Here is a 17,027-nt window from a genome sequence, read left to right as displayed (position 1 = left end):
TGGTCGGACAACTGCCAGGAGTTCTTGCGCGGAACGTCGGCCAGCAGGCCGCGGACCAGATCACCGAAACTCGCCTTGGGTTCGGGCCGGACGAACAGCGGGTCAGCGACCCGTGCGGTCAGCGCGGCGAGTTCTGCATCCCAGGACACGACCAGATCGTAGGAGAAGGGTAAGGACACCCGCAGACCATCCCGCCTTCGACGACGATGCGGAGGTCAAACAGCAAAACGATCTACGGATGTAGTACAGGGCAGTACGCAGCACTTCAGGAAACCGCGCGCCCACAGGGATGGATCTGGCGGACAGGAAAACGTGCTCGTCACCAAAGACCCGACGAAGTTCCATGTCGATGAGCTCCGCCGTCTGTCCACCGTCAGCGGTACGGAAGCTGATGAAGACCATGTGGCGATGGGGGCTCATGTGGCTGGCAGGACGGGAAGTCATCGGTAGACGGGTCCTTGAAGTGCTCCGAGAAGCCGCGCTTGCAGACTGGCGACGACTCGGGAACGATGCCATCGTCCGATGGTTCGCGCGAAGGTACGCAGGTCGATTCGTATAGTGGCCGAGTCGACCCGGACGATGTCGTCGAGAACGTTCTCCACGATTGCGCACGCCACGGCGACGTCACCGTTGGCGGCGTGCGCCAACGCCTGTCGCAAGGAGAACCGAGCTCGTGTCCGGCGCGCTCCGGCAGGAAGACGTGGCACTTCGCGGTCTAGGGAGACGACGGCCTCCGCGACCACACCAAGATCATAATGGCACCAGCCGTACACAATTGCCGTAAGATCCATCGCGGTCGTCGGTCCCAGCGTCCATCCGGGCGCCGAGTGGTCAACCGAGTCTTGATCCGCCAGAGCACGGGCTTCGTCCAAGGCACGCATGCAATGCATTCGATCACCTGAGAGCATGGCCCTGTGCCTCTCTTTGAGCCGCGAGCCAGCGGATCCTCGACGGAACTTCGGGGTTACGACCCACCTGTTGGGCGAACGCCACAACCTGCGTCGGCTCTTCACAGTAGAGCGCGATCAATGATCGCCTGACCAGCGCATATGACGACATGTCGCGGTCGCCTACCAACGCCGCTATGCGCACAGCCTGCTCGGTCCACCACACGGCCGAACGCGAGTCGCCCATCTCCTGGACCATATATCCGGCGAACTCCGCAATGCGAGAACCCAGAATGGTCAGCTCCACATGGGCTGCTCCTCGGGAACCGGCCACTGATCGCCTCACCACGTGGAGAAGTGCGATGGCCATTGGCAACACCGAACTCGCGGATTCTGATCGGCCGAGTTCGCGGATGTTCGCGAACATTGAGCCCAGAGTTGCGACGTCCGGTGCAGCCGCGCGAGGAGCCCCAGCCCAACTCAGAACCCCTGGATCTTCCAGCCATTCGCTACCGCGGCGGCCTGGTGCCAAGAACTGACCCGCTCCGTCGGCTTCCAGTCGAAGTATCCAGTCACCCCCAGAGACACCGGGCCACGACGAGTCCTCGGCCGCCCGAGCAAGATCAGCCAGTCCTGGGCCTTGGGGCGCGACAGCAGATTCATCCGACGCACGAACGGAAAGCAAGGCCGCGAGCGTGCCAGACGCGCCGATTGCGACATCACATCGACGAGCAAGATCTATTGTTGGCGATTTCTCCCCGCGCTCAACTTTGCTGAGGTGACCTCTGCTGTAGTGGGTCCGCTCCGCCAGATCCGCGAGCGACAAGCCAGCGGCAGCCCGCAACTGTCGCAGCTTGCTGCCAAACGGAGATCTATGTCCACTTATGTCCAGTTCTTGAGGCAAAGCGTCTCCCGTGTTCTAGCTAAGTGGCGACAGGAAACAAGATGAGCTTCGATAGCCGTCATTGTATATCGGTCCAAACCGTGGCAACATACCTGGCAGGATAGAGATCAAGAGCAGAGAACCAGGCGATTCCCTAATCCGCCACGGCCTGAAGTTGTTCCAGGGGAGCGTTTTGAACGAGCAAATCGATCTCGACGATCTGATCTCTGTAATGTCGGCAGCATGTACTGACGCGTTCGCCGAGATCGGCCGATTCAATCTCATCGTCTTTGGAGATTCCGGTGCAGGGAAGACGACTCTGATCAATTCCTTCTTCGGAATGAACCTCGGCGAGACAGGAATCGGTAACGCGGTCACTCCGTACATCAGACGTTGTCAGCGTAACGAAGACGACATCATCACGATCTACGACAACCGGGGATTCGAAGTCGGTCGCGATAATTTAGACGATATAATCTCAGATCTTAACAAGGTCATCACTGCGTCCCGCATCGGCCCGCAGGAAGATCGTATTCATGCGGCCTGGTTCGTGGTCAACACTCTCACGAGCCGGTTCCTGGACACTCACATGAGTGTGATCGAGGCCATGCACAAACTCGATCTCCCGGTCATCCTTGTGCTCACGCACGTACACCGGCTTGGAGACCAGATTGACGAGAGGGCTCTGAAACTCGCGGAGCACATCGAAAGTCGCAAGTTGCCGCTGAGTGCCGACGGACGGATCCTCATGGTCAATTCACTGCCGACTAAGCAGTTGGGTGGGCCGGAGATCCCCCAGCACGGTCTCTTCGAATTACTCCAAGCCACGCTCGAAATAGCGCCCGCAGCGGCCAAGGCGATCAAGGCGGGTCAACGCCTGGATTTCTCCTTGCAGCGCTCCGAGGCCAAGCGAATAATCAAGAACTTTCGCTACATCTCGGCCGGCGCTGGGCTTACCGCCGCGGCCCCGATCCCGGCGACGGACGTCGTTGCGGTGACAACCGCCATAGCCGTGATGCTCGTCAAGATTAGCGTGTGCTACGCCCTGCCGATCCAAAAGGGGCACATCGTAACGATCGCTGGCGCAACCGTCCTCGGAGTCGGTGCGACTCAGCAGGGGGCAAGGGTTGTCGGCGAACAAATAGCCACCATGGCTGGGGAAAAACTCGTGAACGAAGCCGCCAAAAGGGCTGCCAAAGAGGCCGTCAAGGAGGCCGGGGAACAACTGGCCAAGGAAGTTGGGAAAGCCACGGTCAAGCAGAGCGGGAAGCAGGTGGCCAGATTCGTCCCGGTACTGAACATCATCGTTGGGGCGGTGGCGGCAGGGGCGGCCCTGACGTTGGCCACTGCGGTCGGCCACGCCTGGATGTATGTCTGCGAGTTTCTGCTGAGGCACCCCAAATTGCTGGCCACATTGGAGACCCCCATGGTCCTCCGGCTGTTCACACACTTCTACAGACGTAAAGGCAGCACTCCGCCGGGCGAGGGATCGGACCCCATTGAACCGATGCTGTGACCTGCCAGAATAACCTGCGCCGATACCTGTTCAGAACCTAAAGGAAAGAGCGATGGCCAAACCAGCACGAGCTCCGCAAGGCGTTACCGCAACGGTAGAGATCTCCGACCCCAAAAGGTGAAGGTGATAATAGCCGGATGCGCACCCGGCGAACGCGTGCGTGTTGTTCTCGGACCAAGCGAAACTAGCCCCGTGTGCACCTGCGAGTTCGACGTCCGACAGCGGGGTAAGCCAGTTCTTTCATTCGAGAACATCATGGACGCAAGTGAAACACGCGCATGGGTTTACCTGCTGGACAGAGAAATGACAGTCCCCGTGGAAGCGAGCCTCGGCAGGATCGACCGGATCCGGACCAAATTCACACAGCTCTTCGAGTTTCAAGAGACGTTTCTCTCTGCTTTCATCGAAGAGGTTTCCTTGGAATTGAAAATCGGCACGGACGCCCTGCCAAGGGGTTTGACCGAGGAGATCGAGTCTGCACTGAGGAAGGGGCCTGGAGACGTTTATCTGACCCAGGGCCGAGTTCTCGGCGAACCAGCTTTTATCATCATCTACCATCCTCCCGGCGGGCAGGGTTTGATCTCCGGACAGGTCCTGTTGGAGCCGGATCGCTGGCAAGCGGATGAATTGAAGTCATGGCCCCAGAGCGGTGCGGCAGAGGCTCGGGCCTGGAAGGTGGCACGGCAATGACGCGACGCACCGCATTTCTCTTCCCCGAGACGGATGGTGGCGCATGAGCCTGCTCTCCGACTTTGCCGAATGGCTGGAGGACACCGTCGATGAACTTGTCGACATGGTTCTCGACGCTGTCGAATCCGTTCTGGACAATTTGATCGAAATTCGAAATTGGGTTGCCGAGAGGCTCGCCAATCTCCTCAGCCGTGTCCTGCGAATGATCTTAGATATCCCTCTGTTCGGGATCACCGTCCGCCAGGTCCTGATTCGCGTGACAAAGAACCAGGTCAAAATCTGGGATGCCAACGCCGTCGGCGAAACGGCGAAACGGAAATACCCAAAGCTTGAAATGGTCACACCGGACAGGATTCAATCAATATTGAGCCAGACGCCCGCATTTGCTGAGAGAAGTCTCAATACGTCATACGAGGAACAGCGTGCGATCAACGAGAGCCTACTGAGCGATCAGATCCTGACCGTGGAGGCGCCACAATGATATCACCCGACGACGAAATAGCCGAATTCGTGTCGTTGTTCCCGGTTGGCATCTCAACGATTCTCACAGATCATGTCCGGCGAACACTGGCCTATGTCGAGGACGATTCGCCCAAGTCATCGGCAGTACTGCTCGCCCCATCGCCACGGCAGATAAAGGCGCTGTTGTCACTATCGGATCTGCGATACATCGATGGCGACAGTAAGTTCACCGAAGAGGCTTCCCAGATCCTTAAGATCTCCGTCTCCGGGTACAGCAATCGCGTTAAGGGAGAAAAACTCCTTACCGCGCTTCTAGAGACGCCGGTGCGCCTCCCCCTCCAGGTTTCACACTTGCATGTGCATTTAAGTACACCAAGCCCCGATAACTCCAGTTCCACTGAGCATCCGACTCAACTCTATTCTCTCCTCAAACCAAGAGCCGGCCTGTCCGACCTGGTTCTCCCAGTGGAGCTCAGGACGCGCCTGCATCGCAACCTGCTGGTCCTGAAGCATCGCAGCCTGCTCACAGGATGGGGCTTTGACGATATACCGGGATTCGATGGTCGTATCGGTGTCTCCTTGAACTTCATCGGCCCTTCGGGCACGGGTAAGTCACTGGCGGCCCGCGCCGTCGCGCACGAACTGGATAAGCCGCTCGTTGAAGTGGACTACGCCGGACTGGAATCCAAGTATGTCGGGGACACATCCAAACACATTCGGGAGGTTTTCGACGCCGCCCGCGAGTCGGACGCAGTCCTGTTTTTCGACGAGGCAGACTCGTTCCTCGGCCGCCGGATCGAGGATGTCGGGCAGTCCTACGACACGGCTGTGAACTCCACCCGCGCCGTCATGCTGATGGAACTACAACAGTTCGACGGCATTGTGCTGTTTGCTACCAATCTTGCGTCGAACTATGATTCCGCGTTCCGTCGCCGGATACTTGACCACGTGCCATTTCCATTGCCGGACACCGCCAGCCGCCTGGCGATTCTTGAGATGCACACGCCGAAAAGAGTTCCCGGACGTAGTGGGATTGACTATGGCCATCTTGCCGTACTCAGCGATGGGCTGAGCGGCGGTGATCTTTCCAGCGCGGTCTTCCGGGCATGCCTCAGAGTCTTGGAACGGCTTGACGCCGGAGTCACAGACGCAGCACTGACGACCGCCGATCTGAAGGCCGCCGTCGACGAGGCGCACCAAGGTCGCGAACTCATACCCGATGTCAGACCGACTCTCTCGGTGGCAAGGGTATCTGAGCCAGGCGCCCTGGCCGAAGTCTCGCCGCAGGAGGGCGAGGCTCCGACCATCGAATCGGACGATAATCCAGATGGCAGCAAAGCGAAGCCTTCTTAGCACCTGGTGCCCGAATCACCCATCGGAAAGGATCATCTCCGCCGCTGTGCCAGCCAGGACTACCTGATGCACAGGCGGGTTCGTGCGCCCACGGCAGCTGAGCGCGGTCAGAATCGCCACTGCCTGACCCATGTCCCAGCGTAGGACTTCAGGGAAGGCCCCAACGAGTTGGAATTTGGAGGCGTTGAAGTCCTGGATCCCCGGCCCCAGCACACACGAGGTCAGGGCTGGCATATCCACTCAAAACCACGCGCACCCAGCCCCGTAAGGTCATCCGCCATCCGTCTATCATCGCCGACTGCACCGACACCCGGCGGTAGCGCCTGCCTCCCCCAGGACAGATGCCTTGAGCCGGGGGCGCCAACAGCCCGTCACCGACCACGTCCTGGGGGTGATGGCCGACGCTGCACTTCATGTGCCGGGCCGGGGCGGGGGATCCGGCCGAAGGAGCTCTCAGAGGAAATTGAGCGGCACCCGGCAGCCGCAGTGTTGTAATGCGTGGGGTGCGATCAGCGGTGAACACGGCAGGCCGCCACGGAGTCACCGTCGGGCATCCGCGTGGTCTGAGGTGGTCCTGACCGAGGGGGCGTGACGCCGGTCGGACCCGGTTCACAGTTCGAGGTTCTTCTGGATTTCGTCCAGCACCGCGTCGATTGCCGCGGTGGACAGGCCACCTTGCTCGTCGGTGGTGAACAAGGAGGTGCCTTCGATGAAGCCGTTTGCCTTGTACCAGGCGCGTTTCCATTCCCAGCCCGCGCGGTAGTCGGGACGGTCTAGGCGTCCGAGGTGTTCGAGGATGATGGTGTCACCGGCGTCGCTGACCCAGGTGAAGTCGGGCAACAGGCGTCCGCCGGTCACCGGGCCGGGCAGCCGCTGCTCGTAGTGGCAGACGCCCGGGCCGAAACGCTCCACGATCCGGTTCAGGATGACCACTTCGCTCTTGGACCGGACCATGGTGCCGTCGGCGGCCCGGTGTCGCAGGTGCTCGGCAAAGGGTTGGGTTTCACCTGGCCGGCGGACCGCGACAGTGGTGAACAGGTTGGTGTTGCGGCGGGCGGTCTCTGAGCGAGCGGAGCTGGTGAGGTTGAGCAAGACACCGGGGTCGTCGCCCTGGATCAGCAGAATGAGCTGGCGGCGGGCACGGGTCAATGCGGTGTAGGCGAGTTCTCGAGACAGCAGGCGGCTGGCTTCGGGCACGACGACGAAGACGGTATCGAACTCACTGCCCTGGCTCTTGTGGACGGTGAGCGCGTAGGCCAGTTCCAGCGCGCCTCCGCCGTCTCTGGGCACGTCTTCGGAGGAGAAGTAGTAGTGCTTGCCTTCCCGTCTGGCGAAGGCGACGCTCCATTGTTTGCCGCCGGGCTTGTTCTTGACCGATGCCACCAGCCCGACCTCGCCATTGGCCAGGTAGTCGCCGGCTTTGGCACCGGCGACGTGGTCCCACCCTTTGATCCAGTTGTTGGTCACGCAGATGACCTTGTCCCGCTTGACGATTTCCTCGGCGCCGAGCGCGGCGCCGAACCAGCGCCCCTCGTTGAGTTCGGCGGCGCGGAAGGTGACCTGGACCAGGCGGTTGAGTTCGTGTACGCCGTGTGGCTGCATCCGTACCGGGGACAGAATCTGGAACCGTTCGGCACCAGTATGGTCGGTGAAGGGCACGAGATTGCCGCTGATGTGCAGCGCGGTGTTGAATCCTGCGACGCCGTCGGCACCCACGTGTTTGGCCATCTGGGCGAGCAGCGCCGCCCGCAGTTCCTCGGGGGTTCGCCAGAACACCACTTCCAGGTCACCGAATTCGCGTTGGCCGCCGGGCAGGACGGTGGCCAGCCGCTGGCCGTGCTCTTCGGCATCGGAGCCTGCGATCGCATCGTTTGCCAGCTGTGGTGCCTCGGCGACGGAGAGTTCTGCGGGAAGCAGCGCAGGTTGGCCGTCGAGTTTGGCAAGGATGCGGTCGGCGTCGACCGGTTGGCTGTCGTCGGTGAACCAGGCTGCCAGCGCGAGCGCCTGCGACCCGCCCGCCGCCCGCAGCTGCACCGACAGCCGCGCCAGCGCCCCGGCGGTTGCCGCCTGCGGGCGTGCGGCCGGTGTTCCCCCGGCGCGGTCGAGCAGCGCGACGAGGTCGGCGAAGGGTCGGCCCGCGCCGATCGGGGGAAGCTGGTTGGGGTCGCCGACCAGGATGAGGCGCTGCACGAAGCCGAGGTTGAGCGCGTTGAGGACCGCCACGAGGTCGTCTTCGGTGAGCATCGAGCATTCGTCGATCACGACGGTGCGTTTACCGGTGTAGAGGCCGCGTTCCCTAGCCTTTTGGGTGACTCCATCGGTGAGGGGACGTTGTCGGTCGCCGTCGTAACGGCCCTGCCGGTACAGAAACTGCGAGACGGTCATCGCCTCACCTGCGGCGGCCTGTGACAGCCGAACGCGGGCCTTGCCAGTCGGTGCGAGCAGCAGGATGCCCTCGGCGAGGAGTTTTGCGCTGCGCAGCAGGCCGCCTAGGACGCTGGTCTTGCCGGTACCAGCCGAGCCGACCAGGACCGACAGTCGGCGGGTGGTGATGGTCTCCAGCGCGGTGGCCTGTTCGGCGAGGGCCGCTTGGTGCCGCTCGTCGGCGAGGTCGACGACGTCGGAGCCGATCGCGGAGATGAGCAGCGCCTGCCAGTCTTCTCCGAGGGAGGCTATGGCCTTGGCGGAGCGGGCCAGGATCAGCTTGCTGAGCCGGTCGGCGATGGCGCGGCGTTCGAGTAGTTGCAGGGTGGACACGGCGACGCCGTCGGGGTCGGGCAGCGTGTCCCGGATGACCTCGTCGCCCAGGCCCGGTAGGGAGTCCAGGGCGTAGGGCGGCAGGATCAGCGGGGTGGTGAGGTCGAGGTGGGCGACGCGTTCGGCGGCTTCGCCCTCGGCCAGCAGGGTATCGCCGTCGGCGGCGGCGTGGCGCAGCACGTCGACGACGGCGGCGCGGATCCGTCGGGGATCCATGGCGCCGGTCAACGGCGGCTGGACCGGTGCCGACACCGGGGTGGGCAGCGGGCCGAGCAGGCCGCGGTCGACGGTGCCGACGGTGATCGGCCCGACGTATCGTTCCCCAGAGCCGCCCGAGCCGAGGTCGAGCTCAGCGAGTCGGTACGGGTTGGCCAGGATCTGTACGTCGGAGACCGTCGCGCGGGTGGACGCGGCGCGGCGGTCCGGGTGCAGCCAGCGGGTGGCAGCCTCGGTGGTGATGTCCAGGCGCGACAGCATGTGCAGCAGGTCGCGGCGTGGTTGTGGCAGTGCGGACCACAGTGCGCCGAGGTTGGCCAGGTCGTTGGCGTAGACGATGCGGGGCGGCGGCTGGCGGCCTTCTAGCAATGCGCTGATGAGCGGCCAGGGGTTCTCGTCGGGCCGGATCGCGCCAGTGGTGAGTAGTTCGCGGACGAGGGCTGTACCGAGCCGCAGACCTATACCTTCCAGGGCGGCGCCGAGTCCGGGGTAGGAGCCGCGGGCCTTCCACTGCTCGGCGATACGGGCATTAAGCCAGTCTTCGCGGGCCTGCCACGGGCCGCCGGCGATGCCGTGGGCTCTGATCAGGCGGACCGCTTCGAGAGTGGCGGACAACAGGGACAGGGCGACGTCGGGACCGGCCAGTTCGGAACCGTAGGAGAAGGCGCGGGTGTGGGCCTCGTCGATGCCGACCGCGATGTCTTCGGCGAGTGCGACCCGGCGGGCGTCTTCGGCTGGTGTGCCGGCTGGCCGCAAATAGTCCTGGTAGGGCAGGAGGAAGCCATCGACGCCACCGGGCCGGATCGAGTGGCCGATCCGGCGGTCCCACATCGGCTGCTGAGGGCCGGGCCTGCTCTGGTGGTAGTGCTGCTGGGTGTCGAGGGCCGTGATGGTGCCGACGCCGACCAGCAGGCGGCGGTGCCGTTCATCGAGTGGGTGGCCGCTTTTGGTGTAGAACAGCACCAGCGACGAGTGGGGGCGTAACTGGTCGAAGACGTGGGTGAGCAGTTGCTGTTGTCGGGTGGCGGAGAAGACCCACTTGGAGTTGTCGAACGGGGGGTCGATGTCCGAGGCGAGCGGATCGGCCATCCGCTCCTCGATGGCCTGCTGGTTGCCGCGCAGCATCCACCAGTACGGTACGGCGAAGGTCGTGTACGGCTGGACCAGGACCCGGCTGGGGGCCAGGTGCCCGTGGGTGCTGTTCGTGTCCGGGCTGGTGGCGTAGGGATGGCGAAAGGTCCGGGTCCACGGCGCGGCGTTCATGAACGGGGTGTTTTCCTCCACGCACGGCGGATGGTCCCGGTCGTCGGGCAGCTCCGACAGGGCCCGGCCAGCGAGGGCATCCTCGCGGCGGTCGTTGCGCTTCTCCCGCACGCGCTGCAGCGCGACGCAGTACGGGTTTCGCGACGGCGCGGCGCAGACGCGTGCGTCCCATCCGGTGTCGTGCCACGCCACCCGAATCGTCAGATGCCTCACGCCGACCCTCTCCTTGGTTGATCCGACCGCACCGCCGTATCGAACGCTACCGAGAAACACCCGGTGGCTGCTGGCCGTCGACCAGCCTGCGGCGACTGAGGTAGCCGAACTGCCAGCCAGTCCGGACGAGCTGCGCGCGGAGCTACTCACCCGGGCGGCCACCAGGACAATCGCTCACCCCGACCTGGCCGACGCGGCCCTCCCACCGCTTCGTGAAGCTGCCCGTGTGGTCGCTCTCGACGACGCGGGCAGCGTGCTGCTGCTGCGCTATGACGAGGACAGCGGATTCTGGGCCACCCCTGGCGGCTCCCTCGACGCAGAGGAAGACCATCTGACCGCGCTCCGCCGTGAACTGCGCGAGGAGCTCGGCGTGGGCGGGGATGCCGTCCAGTTCACCGGACAGATTGCCGAACGCAGCAAGCAGCACAAGGTCGGCGGCATCGACGTACTCCAGGTCGAACGCTACTACCTTGCCTACCTCACCTACCTTGCCTACCTCACCGCCGCTGACCTGGACCCTGAGCGCGCCGACCAGCCGGACGGCATCGTGGCGCACCGATGGTGGGGTGTGGACGAACTTCGCCGCACGCATGAGACGGTCTACCCGCTCGGCCTCGCCCACCTGATCACCGAGATCCTGGCGACGGGTGTTCCCGAACAGCCTGTTGTCCTGGTGTGAGGCACTCCCTCGTGGACAAACTCATCCACCTGCTCCCCATGCGGGCTTTCCCCAGATGAGATCACCCCAGACTGCCACGGCCGCCCACCGTCACTGTCCGCGGTGGGCGGAAGGAAAGGAAGCAGCACAGTGGACATCTTCGCGGAAACCTCGCCCGGTGCTTCGTCCTCCGGAATGAGTCTGGCCGGGCGGCGTTGCCTGGTCACCGGGGGCAATCGTGGGCTGGGTCTGGCCATCTGTGTGGCGTTCGCGCGAGCCGGAGCCGACGTGACGCTCGTCTGCCGTGACCCTGGCCGTGCCGCCGAAGCGGTGGCGCACGTCCAGCGCGGCGGTGAGAGCGGCGTCGTGGACCACCTGATCGCGGACTTGTCCGATCAGCGCTCGATTCGGATCCTCGCCGAGCGGTACCTGGAGCTTGGACCGCCGGACATCTCGTCAACAATGCCGCAGTCCTCTCGCCGCACCGCCAGACGACCGAGGACGGCCGGGAACTGGTGTTCGCGGTCAATCACCTCGCCTATTTTTTTTGCTCACCCGGCTCCTGTTGGAGGGCATGCTCGACTCCGGGCGAGGCTCGATCGTCAACGTGGCCGCTGCCCGCCACCGCGACGCGACCGGGAACCTGGAGGACCTCGACTCCCTCGACGGGTACGACATGCGCACCGCCTACGACCGGACCAAGCTCGCCAACGTCAGCTTCACCCTGGAACTCGCCCGGCGGCTGGCGGGCACCACCGATCCAGGTCAACAGCTTCTGCCCCGGAGCGGTGGCCACCGACCTGCTCATGCAGTGGCGGCAGGTGCCGCAGGCTGAGCGCTCCGCGCGCATCGCCGAGGAGGACTCGCCCGCGGAAGCCGCGGCCACCGCCCTCTTTCTGGCCGCCTCGACCGGAACCGGACGCTACCTCGAGGACGGCGCCGAGGTGCCGCCCTCGCCGCAGGCGATGGACCCCCGTCTGGCGGCATGGCTCTGGGAACGCTGCTCCGAGCTGACCGGGCTGCCGACCGGGATGGCGACCATCCGGCGATGACCCCACCACGCTTCCGAGCCTGCCCGGATCAGTGCCGATGAGCCGGGCTGGCAGATCTGCGACCTGCACTGGTATTACTCCCGCTTGCAGATAATCTAGAACGGGACTAGTTGGTATGATAAGCGCATGATCGCTATGGCGCCCGCTCGTACCGAGCCGGATCTGTCGTTCTTGCTGGACCACACCAGTCATGTGCTGAGGACGCGGATGGCGGCGGCGCTTGCCGAGATCGGGTTGACGGCGCGGATGCACTGCGTGCTGGTTCACGCTCTGGAGGAGGAGCGCACGCAGATCCAGCTTGCCGAGCTGGGGGATATGGACAAGACCACGATGGTGGTCACCGTTGACGCCTTGGAGGAGGCGGGGCTCGCCGAGCGGCGGCCGTCCAGTGTTGATCGGCGTGCCCGGATCGTGGCGGTCACCGAGAAGGGGGCCGAGGTGGCGAGGCGGAGCCAGGAGATCGTCGACGGGGTGCATCGGGCGGTGCTGGAGGCGCTGCCGGAGGGTGAGGGTGAGGTGCTCTTGCGGGCCATGAGTCGCCTGGTGACTGGGTATCTGGCCACACCTGCCGAGGCGCCGCAGGCGGCACGGAGGGCGCGCCAGCGGACGAAATAGATCCGCAAGGGATCGTCTGTTACGAAACCATCTGCTACGGTCTCTTCTGTTCCCTCTTGAACAGGAGACGGCTATGGCGCCACCTTCCCCTCGACTGAACCGATCACGGTGGCCGGCGCTCGCCGTGTTGTCCGCCACGATGCTGATGACGGTGGTGGACGGCAGCATCGTTACCGTGGCGCTGCCGGCCATCCAGCGGGATCTGGGCTTTTCGCCGGCGGGGATCAGCTGGACCGTCAACGCGTACCTGATCGCGTTCGGCGGGCTGTTGCTGCTGGCCGGCCGGCTGGGCGATCTCATCGGCCGCAAGGCCATGTTCCTGGCGGGGAACGCGGTCTTCACGGCGGCGTCGGTGCTGGCCGGGGCGGCCACGGGGCCGGGCATGCTGATCGCCGCCCGGTTCCTGCAGGGCGTCGGCAGCGCGATGGCCTCCGCGGTCGTGCTGGGCATCCTGGTGACGCTGTTCACCGAGACCCGGGAGCGCGCGATGGCGATCGGCGTCTTCAGTTCCACCGGCGCCGCCGGAGCCTCGATCGGCCAGGTGCTGGGCGGGGTCCTCACCGACGCGCTCAACTGGCACTGGATCTTCTTCATCAACCTGCCCATCGGGCTGGCCACCATCGCGCTGGCGATCAAAGCGCTGCCGAGCGAGCGCGGGATCGGACTCGCCGCCGGGGCCGATGTCACCGGCGCGGTGCTGGTCACCAGCGGGCTGATGCTGGGCATCTACACCGTGGTCAAGATCGAGCAGTACGGCTGGCTCGCGGCGCACACCCTCGGACTCGGCGCCCTCGCGCTCGCCCTGCTGGCCGCGTTCATCGCCAGGCAGGCGACCGCCACGACCCCGCTGATGCCCCTGCGGATCCTCCGCCCGCGCAACGTCTGGGGAGCCAACCTGGCCCAGATCCTGACGCTGTCGGCCATGTTCGCCTTCCAGATCATCGTCGCGCTCTACATGCAGAAGGTCCTCGGCTACGGCGCGCTCGACACCGGCCTGGCGATGCTTCCCGCGGCGGCGGCCATCGGCGGCGTGTCCCTGTTCGTCTCCGCCCGGCTCAACACGCGCTTCGGCGCGCGCGCCGTCCTGCTGGCGGGGCTGGTCCTCCTGCTCGGGGCGATGGGCTGGCTCACCCGCGTCCCGGTGAACGCCGCCTATGTCACCGACCTGCTCCCGGTGATGCTGCTCATCGCGGGCGGCGGCCTGGTGCTCCCGGCGCTGACCACGCTGGGCATGTCCGGCGCCAAGGCCGACGACGCGGGCCTGGCCTCCGGGCTGTTCAACACCACCCAGCAGATCGGCATGGCCGCCGGGGTCGCGGTGCTCTCCACTCTGGCGGCCTCGCGCAGCGCGGGGCTGCTGACCGGCGGGGCGAGCGAGGCGGCCGCGCTGACCGGCGGTTACCGCCTGGCCTTCACCATCGCCGCCGCCCTGCTCGTGGCCGCGCTCATCGTCGCGTCCCTCGTGCTGCGCCAGCCCGAACCGCGCACCACCCCGGCGATGCCCGTGTCCCGCCCGTACGAGAAAGCCTGATCAGGTATCCGCGCCGGAAAACGCAGGCGGCGTTCATCACGGCGGCGAAAACCCGCGCCCCCGATGTGGCAGGCGCCGAGGTGGGCGAGGGTGCTGGCCTCGGCGTACGGGTCGCCGAACTCCCGGAACAGATCGAGGGCCTGGCGGTAGCGGGGGACGGCTCCCGCGGGGTCGCCCAGCTGAAGGTGGGTGTCGGCGAGGCATGACCACGTATGGGCCTCATAGGGGCGGTTGCCGAGCTTCCGGTGCAGGATTAGGGCCCGCTCGCACAGGTCGAGAGCCTGGCGGTGATCTCCCAGGCGGCCGTGGTACCAGCCGAGGTCGGTGAGCGCGATGGCCTGGCCCAGCTGATCGTCCAGCTGGTCGAACAGGTCGTGCGCGCGGCGGGCGGCGTCCAGCGCGTCCGCCTCCCGGCCCTGGAGGCCGTAGACGAGGTCCCGGTAGTAGTGCGTCCACGCCTGACCGGCAGGGTCGTCCCGTGATCGTGCCAAGGCGGCGTCGAGATTGCGATGGGCGTCGTCGAAGCGGCCCAGGTCGGCGAGCGCGGCGGCCAGGTTGCTCGGCCGTGAACCAGGCCATCGCCTCCTCGGATCCGGCGAAGTCGAGCACAGCGACACCCGGACGGGGCGCGTCGAGGGCGAACGTCCCGATGTGCCCATGGAAGTGCGGCGCGGCGGCGCACGCGGTATGGACATAGTGGTCCACGACGCGGTGCCGCGCGGCGTCCCGGTCCGCGTCGCGAACCTCGCAGAGTTCGGCGGCGTAGGCGCACGGGCGGCCTGGGGCGTGTTCGGTGAGCAGGTTGGCGCGGATCAGCTCGGCCAGCGGCGCCCGTACCCGCGAGACCGGCACGCCCGCCAGGCTGGCGGCGGCGGCCGTGCTGCCAGGCTCGGGATGCAACCCGGCGACCAGCCGGAACAACCGCGCCGCCTCGTCGCCGAGCCTCTCGTACGACCACGAGAAGATCGCCCGCACGTCGACGGCACAGTCCAGCGCGCCGAGAACGTCCCGGAGCTCACCGGTGAGCGCGCCGAGCGGGTGCGCGGGATGGATCGCGGCGCGGGCGGCGACGATCGCCAGCGCCAGCGGCAGCCCCGCGCAGCGGCCCGAGCAGCTCGACGGTCAGCACGCGCACCCCTTCCCTGGTTTCACCGGACTGACACAACTCTGCCACCGCGGTCCACCAAGCTGGACAGCCTCATACGCGGTCGAAGGAGATGCCATGAGCAAGGTCATTTCGGGAATCTCGATGTCGCTGGACGGGTTCGTCACCGGGCCGAACGTCACCCGCGAGCGGCAACTGGGCGACGGTGGTGAGTCCCTGCACCGGTGGCTGCACGAACCGGACCCGCGCGACGCCGAACTGCTGGCCGGGATGGGCGCGGGTATGGGCTCGATCCTGATGGGCCGGCTGTCCTACGACCTGGCCGAGGGCGACGGAGGGTGGGGTGACGGCGGCCCAGCCGGTCCGGCGCCGTGTTTCGTGCTCACCCACAAACCGCCAGCTCCGGAGACTGTCCGCGCGCCTTCGGTCTTCACATTCGTCACCGACGGCATCCACAGTGCGGTGGAGCAGGCAAAGGCGGCGGCGGGGGGCAAGGTGGTCGGCGTGCACGGCGCCGGCGCCGCTCAGCAGTGCCTTGCCGCCGGGCTGCTGGACGAGATCCAGGTCCATCTGATCCCGGTCCTGCTCGGCAGCGGCACCCGGCTGTTCGAGCATCTCGGCGATCAGTTCTCGCTCGAGCGCACGCAGGTGATCGAGACTCCGAACGCCACCCACCTGCGATTCAGGGTGACCCGCTGATTGCGGGTTTTGTAGTTGTCGGTAGATTTTCACCTCAAAGCGAGCGCCTTTACAAAGTAGAGTAAGGTGTGAGTTTCCTCGGCTCCACGATGAAACATCCTCTTCTTCGGCGGCGATTCAACGACATGCTGACTCTGCGGACGAGCGGCCTGGCGGCCTCGTGACCGAGCGCGATCGTCTCCTCGCGGAGGTCGAGGGCCGGCTCGGCCGGGTGGCCGCGCCTACCTCCACGCCGGAGCCTGAGGGGGTCAGCCGACGACGGACAGCAGCTGGAGTTTCTCGTGGCTCTCGCTGCCCGGTGTGGCGGTGCAGACCACCAGCAGCTGGGACTGGTCGGGGTCGACCAGGGTCTGGCAGTGCAGTTCGAGCAGTCCGAGTTGCGGGTGCTGGACGCGTTTGGGCGGGCAGTACGGGCCCGTGACCGGGTGCTCGCCCCAGATCCGGGCGAATTCGGGGCTCTTGGCGAGCAGGGCCTCCACGATCGCCGCCGCGCGCGAGTCCTTGCCGTCACGGGTGTACACACGATGCAGATTCGCCGCGATCAGCCTGGTGTGCGCCGGGTGGTCGTCCCCGGGATAGACCAGCCGCGTGGCCGGGTCGGTGAACCACCGGTAATGGAAGCTGCGCGCCAGCCCGGTGTGCGCGCCCTCGTCGCCGATCAGCGCCACCGACAGCCGGGTCTGCTTCAGCGTCTCCCCCAGGTAGGTCACGATCTGGGCGGCGGCGTCTTCGAGCCCGTCGAAGACGCGCATCATCCCGGGGTTGATGTGGTCCGTGCGCAAGGCCCGTCGCGGGGTGGCGTAGCCGGCGAGGTGGAACAGGTGGTCGCGTTCCTCGAGGGAGAGGCGCAGACCGCGGGCGAGCGAGGCGAGCATCTGCTCCGACGGGTGCGGTCCGCGCACCTGTTCCAGCCTGCTGTAGTAGTCGATCGACATGTCGGACAGCACGGCGACCTCCTCGCGGCGCAACCCGCTCGTCCGCCGCCGCCTGCCGCGCGGCAGCCCCACGTCCTCGGGTTGCAGCGCCTCCCGGCGGGTCCGGAGGAAGTCGGCGAGCCGAGCCCGGTCCACGATGTCCGTCCCCCTCTCACGGTAGTCATTCACAATAAATCCCCTGGCCAGGTCCAT

13 protein-coding genes and 2 pseudogenes are annotated in these 17,027 nt (G+C 65.6%); 11 read left to right on the top strand and 4 right to left on the bottom strand.

Translation table 11 applies throughout. From position 1 onward, the window contains the following. Window positions 1-894: 894 nt before the first annotated feature. Window positions 895-1,314, bottom strand: a complete 420-nt coding sequence (locus tag ABGB08_RS30275) for a hypothetical protein (RefSeq protein ID WP_347596772.1) — start codon at window positions 1,312-1,314, stop codon at window positions 895-897. A gap of 649 nt (window positions 1,315-1,963) precedes the next feature. Here ABGB08_RS30275 and ABGB08_RS30270 point away from each other — a divergent pair. From ABGB08_RS30270 to ABGB08_RS30255, 4 genes are all read left to right on the top strand, one after another. Next, window positions 1,964-3,286: a DUF697 domain-containing protein gene (locus tag ABGB08_RS30270; RefSeq protein ID WP_347596769.1), complete on the top strand. Its 1,323-nt coding sequence runs from the start codon at window positions 1,964-1,966 to the stop codon at window positions 3,284-3,286. A gap of 255 nt (window positions 3,287-3,541) precedes the next feature. Further along, window positions 3,542-3,976 (top strand): hypothetical protein, encoded by a 435-nt coding sequence (locus ABGB08_RS30265; protein WP_347596766.1) that lies wholly within the window; start codon window positions 3,542-3,544, stop codon window positions 3,974-3,976. A gap of 43 nt (window positions 3,977-4,019) precedes the next feature. Beyond that, complete coding sequence (locus tag ABGB08_RS30260; RefSeq protein ID WP_347596763.1) at window positions 4,020-4,457, top strand: hypothetical protein; 438 nt, start codon at window positions 4,020-4,022, stop codon at window positions 4,455-4,457. Then, window positions 4,454-5,791, top strand: a complete 1,338-nt coding sequence (locus ABGB08_RS30255; RefSeq protein ID WP_347596760.1) for an ATP-binding protein — start codon at window positions 4,454-4,456, stop codon at window positions 5,789-5,791. The genes ABGB08_RS30260 and ABGB08_RS30255 overlap by 4 nt, the downstream gene beginning before the upstream one ends. A gap of 609 nt (window positions 5,792-6,400) precedes the next feature. Here ABGB08_RS30255 and ABGB08_RS30250 read toward each other — a convergent pair. After that, complete coding sequence (locus tag ABGB08_RS30250) at window positions 6,401-10,240, bottom strand: ATP-dependent RecD-like DNA helicase (protein WP_347596757.1); 3,840 nt, start codon at window positions 10,238-10,240, stop codon at window positions 6,401-6,403. Window positions 10,241-10,253: 13 nt separating this feature from the next. Here ABGB08_RS30250 and ABGB08_RS30245 point away from each other — a divergent pair, with 13 nt between their 5' ends. The 6 genes and pseudogenes from ABGB08_RS30245 (at window position 10,254) to ABGB08_RS30220 (ending at window position 14,096) form a co-directional block, all read left to right on the top strand. Next, window positions 10,254-10,919 (top strand): NUDIX domain-containing protein, encoded by a 666-nt coding sequence (locus tag ABGB08_RS30245; protein ID WP_347596754.1) that lies wholly within the window; start codon window positions 10,254-10,256, stop codon window positions 10,917-10,919. Between the two features lie 174 nt (window positions 10,920-11,093). Next, window positions 11,094-11,312, top strand: a pseudogene (locus tag ABGB08_RS30240) (SDR family NAD(P)-dependent oxidoreductase); the annotation flags it as partial. A 133-nt stretch (window positions 11,313-11,445) separates the two neighbouring features. Beyond that, window positions 11,446-11,733 carry a hypothetical protein gene (locus ABGB08_RS30235; RefSeq protein WP_347596787.1) on the top strand — a complete coding sequence of 96 codons (288 nt, stop codon included), beginning with the start codon at window positions 11,446-11,448 and terminating at the stop codon, window positions 11,731-11,733. After that, window positions 11,720-11,950 carry a hypothetical protein gene (locus tag ABGB08_RS30230; RefSeq protein WP_347596784.1) on the top strand — a complete coding sequence of 77 codons (231 nt, stop codon included), beginning with the start codon at window positions 11,720-11,722 and terminating at the stop codon, window positions 11,948-11,950. Before ABGB08_RS30235 ends, ABGB08_RS30230 begins: the two co-directional genes overlap by 14 nt. Before the next feature lie 126 nt (window positions 11,951-12,076). Further along, on the top strand, window positions 12,077-12,565 hold the full coding sequence (locus tag ABGB08_RS30225) for a MarR family winged helix-turn-helix transcriptional regulator (RefSeq protein WP_347596751.1): 489 nt from the start codon (window positions 12,077-12,079) through the stop codon (window positions 12,563-12,565). Between the two features lie 73 nt (window positions 12,566-12,638). Beyond that, window positions 12,639-14,096, top strand: a complete 1,458-nt coding sequence (locus tag ABGB08_RS30220) for an MFS transporter (RefSeq protein ID WP_347596749.1) — start codon at window positions 12,639-12,641, stop codon at window positions 14,094-14,096. Between the two features lie 131 nt (window positions 14,097-14,227). Here ABGB08_RS30220 and ABGB08_RS30215 read toward each other — a convergent pair. Next, window positions 14,228-14,755 (bottom strand): annotated as a pseudogene (locus ABGB08_RS30215) (tetratricopeptide repeat protein); the annotation flags it as partial. A 134-nt stretch (window positions 14,756-14,889) separates the two neighbouring features. On the opposite strand from ABGB08_RS30215, the gene ABGB08_RS30210 reads away from it, so the two are divergent. Next, window positions 14,890-15,900, top strand: a complete 1,011-nt coding sequence (locus tag ABGB08_RS30210) for a dihydrofolate reductase family protein (RefSeq protein WP_347596747.1) — start codon at window positions 14,890-14,892, stop codon at window positions 15,898-15,900. 248 nt (window positions 15,901-16,148) lie between these two features. Here ABGB08_RS30210 and ABGB08_RS30205 read toward each other — a convergent pair whose 3' ends face one another. Continuing rightward, a complete protein-coding gene (locus tag ABGB08_RS30205; protein ID WP_347596744.1) occupies window positions 16,149-17,003 on the bottom strand; it encodes a helix-turn-helix transcriptional regulator in 855 nt (284 codons plus the stop codon). Between the last annotated feature and the right edge of the window lie 24 nt (window positions 17,004-17,027).

It is taken from the genome of Acrocarpospora sp. B8E8, from assembly GCF_039871605.1.
Classification (GTDB): domain Bacteria; phylum Actinomycetota; class Actinomycetes; order Streptosporangiales; family Streptosporangiaceae; genus Acrocarpospora; species Acrocarpospora macrocephala.
This window is presented reverse-complemented; position numbering and strand designations above follow the sequence as displayed.

What these genes read in the sequence shown, in the direction of transcription:
- ABGB08_RS30275 (WP_347596772.1), bottom strand. Translation starts at nt 1,314, where the DNA reads ATGTTCGCGAACATCCGCGAACTCGGCCGATCAGAATCCGCGAGTTCG.
- ABGB08_RS30265 (WP_347596766.1), top strand. Translation starts at nt 3,542, where the DNA reads ATGGACGCAAGTGAAACACGCGCATGGGTTTACCTGCTGGACAGAGAA.
- ABGB08_RS30260 (WP_347596763.1), top strand. Translation starts at nt 4,020, where the DNA reads ATGAGCCTGCTCTCCGACTTTGCCGAATGGCTGGAGGACACCGTCGAT.
- ABGB08_RS30255 (WP_347596760.1), top strand. Translation starts at nt 4,454, where the DNA reads ATGATATCACCCGACGACGAAATAGCCGAATTCGTGTCGTTGTTCCCG.
- ABGB08_RS30225 (WP_347596751.1), top strand. Translation starts at nt 12,077, where the DNA reads ATGATCGCTATGGCGCCCGCTCGTACCGAGCCGGATCTGTCGTTCTTG.
- ABGB08_RS30220 (WP_347596749.1), top strand. Translation starts at nt 12,639, where the DNA reads ATGGCGCCACCTTCCCCTCGACTGAACCGATCACGGTGGCCGGCGCTC.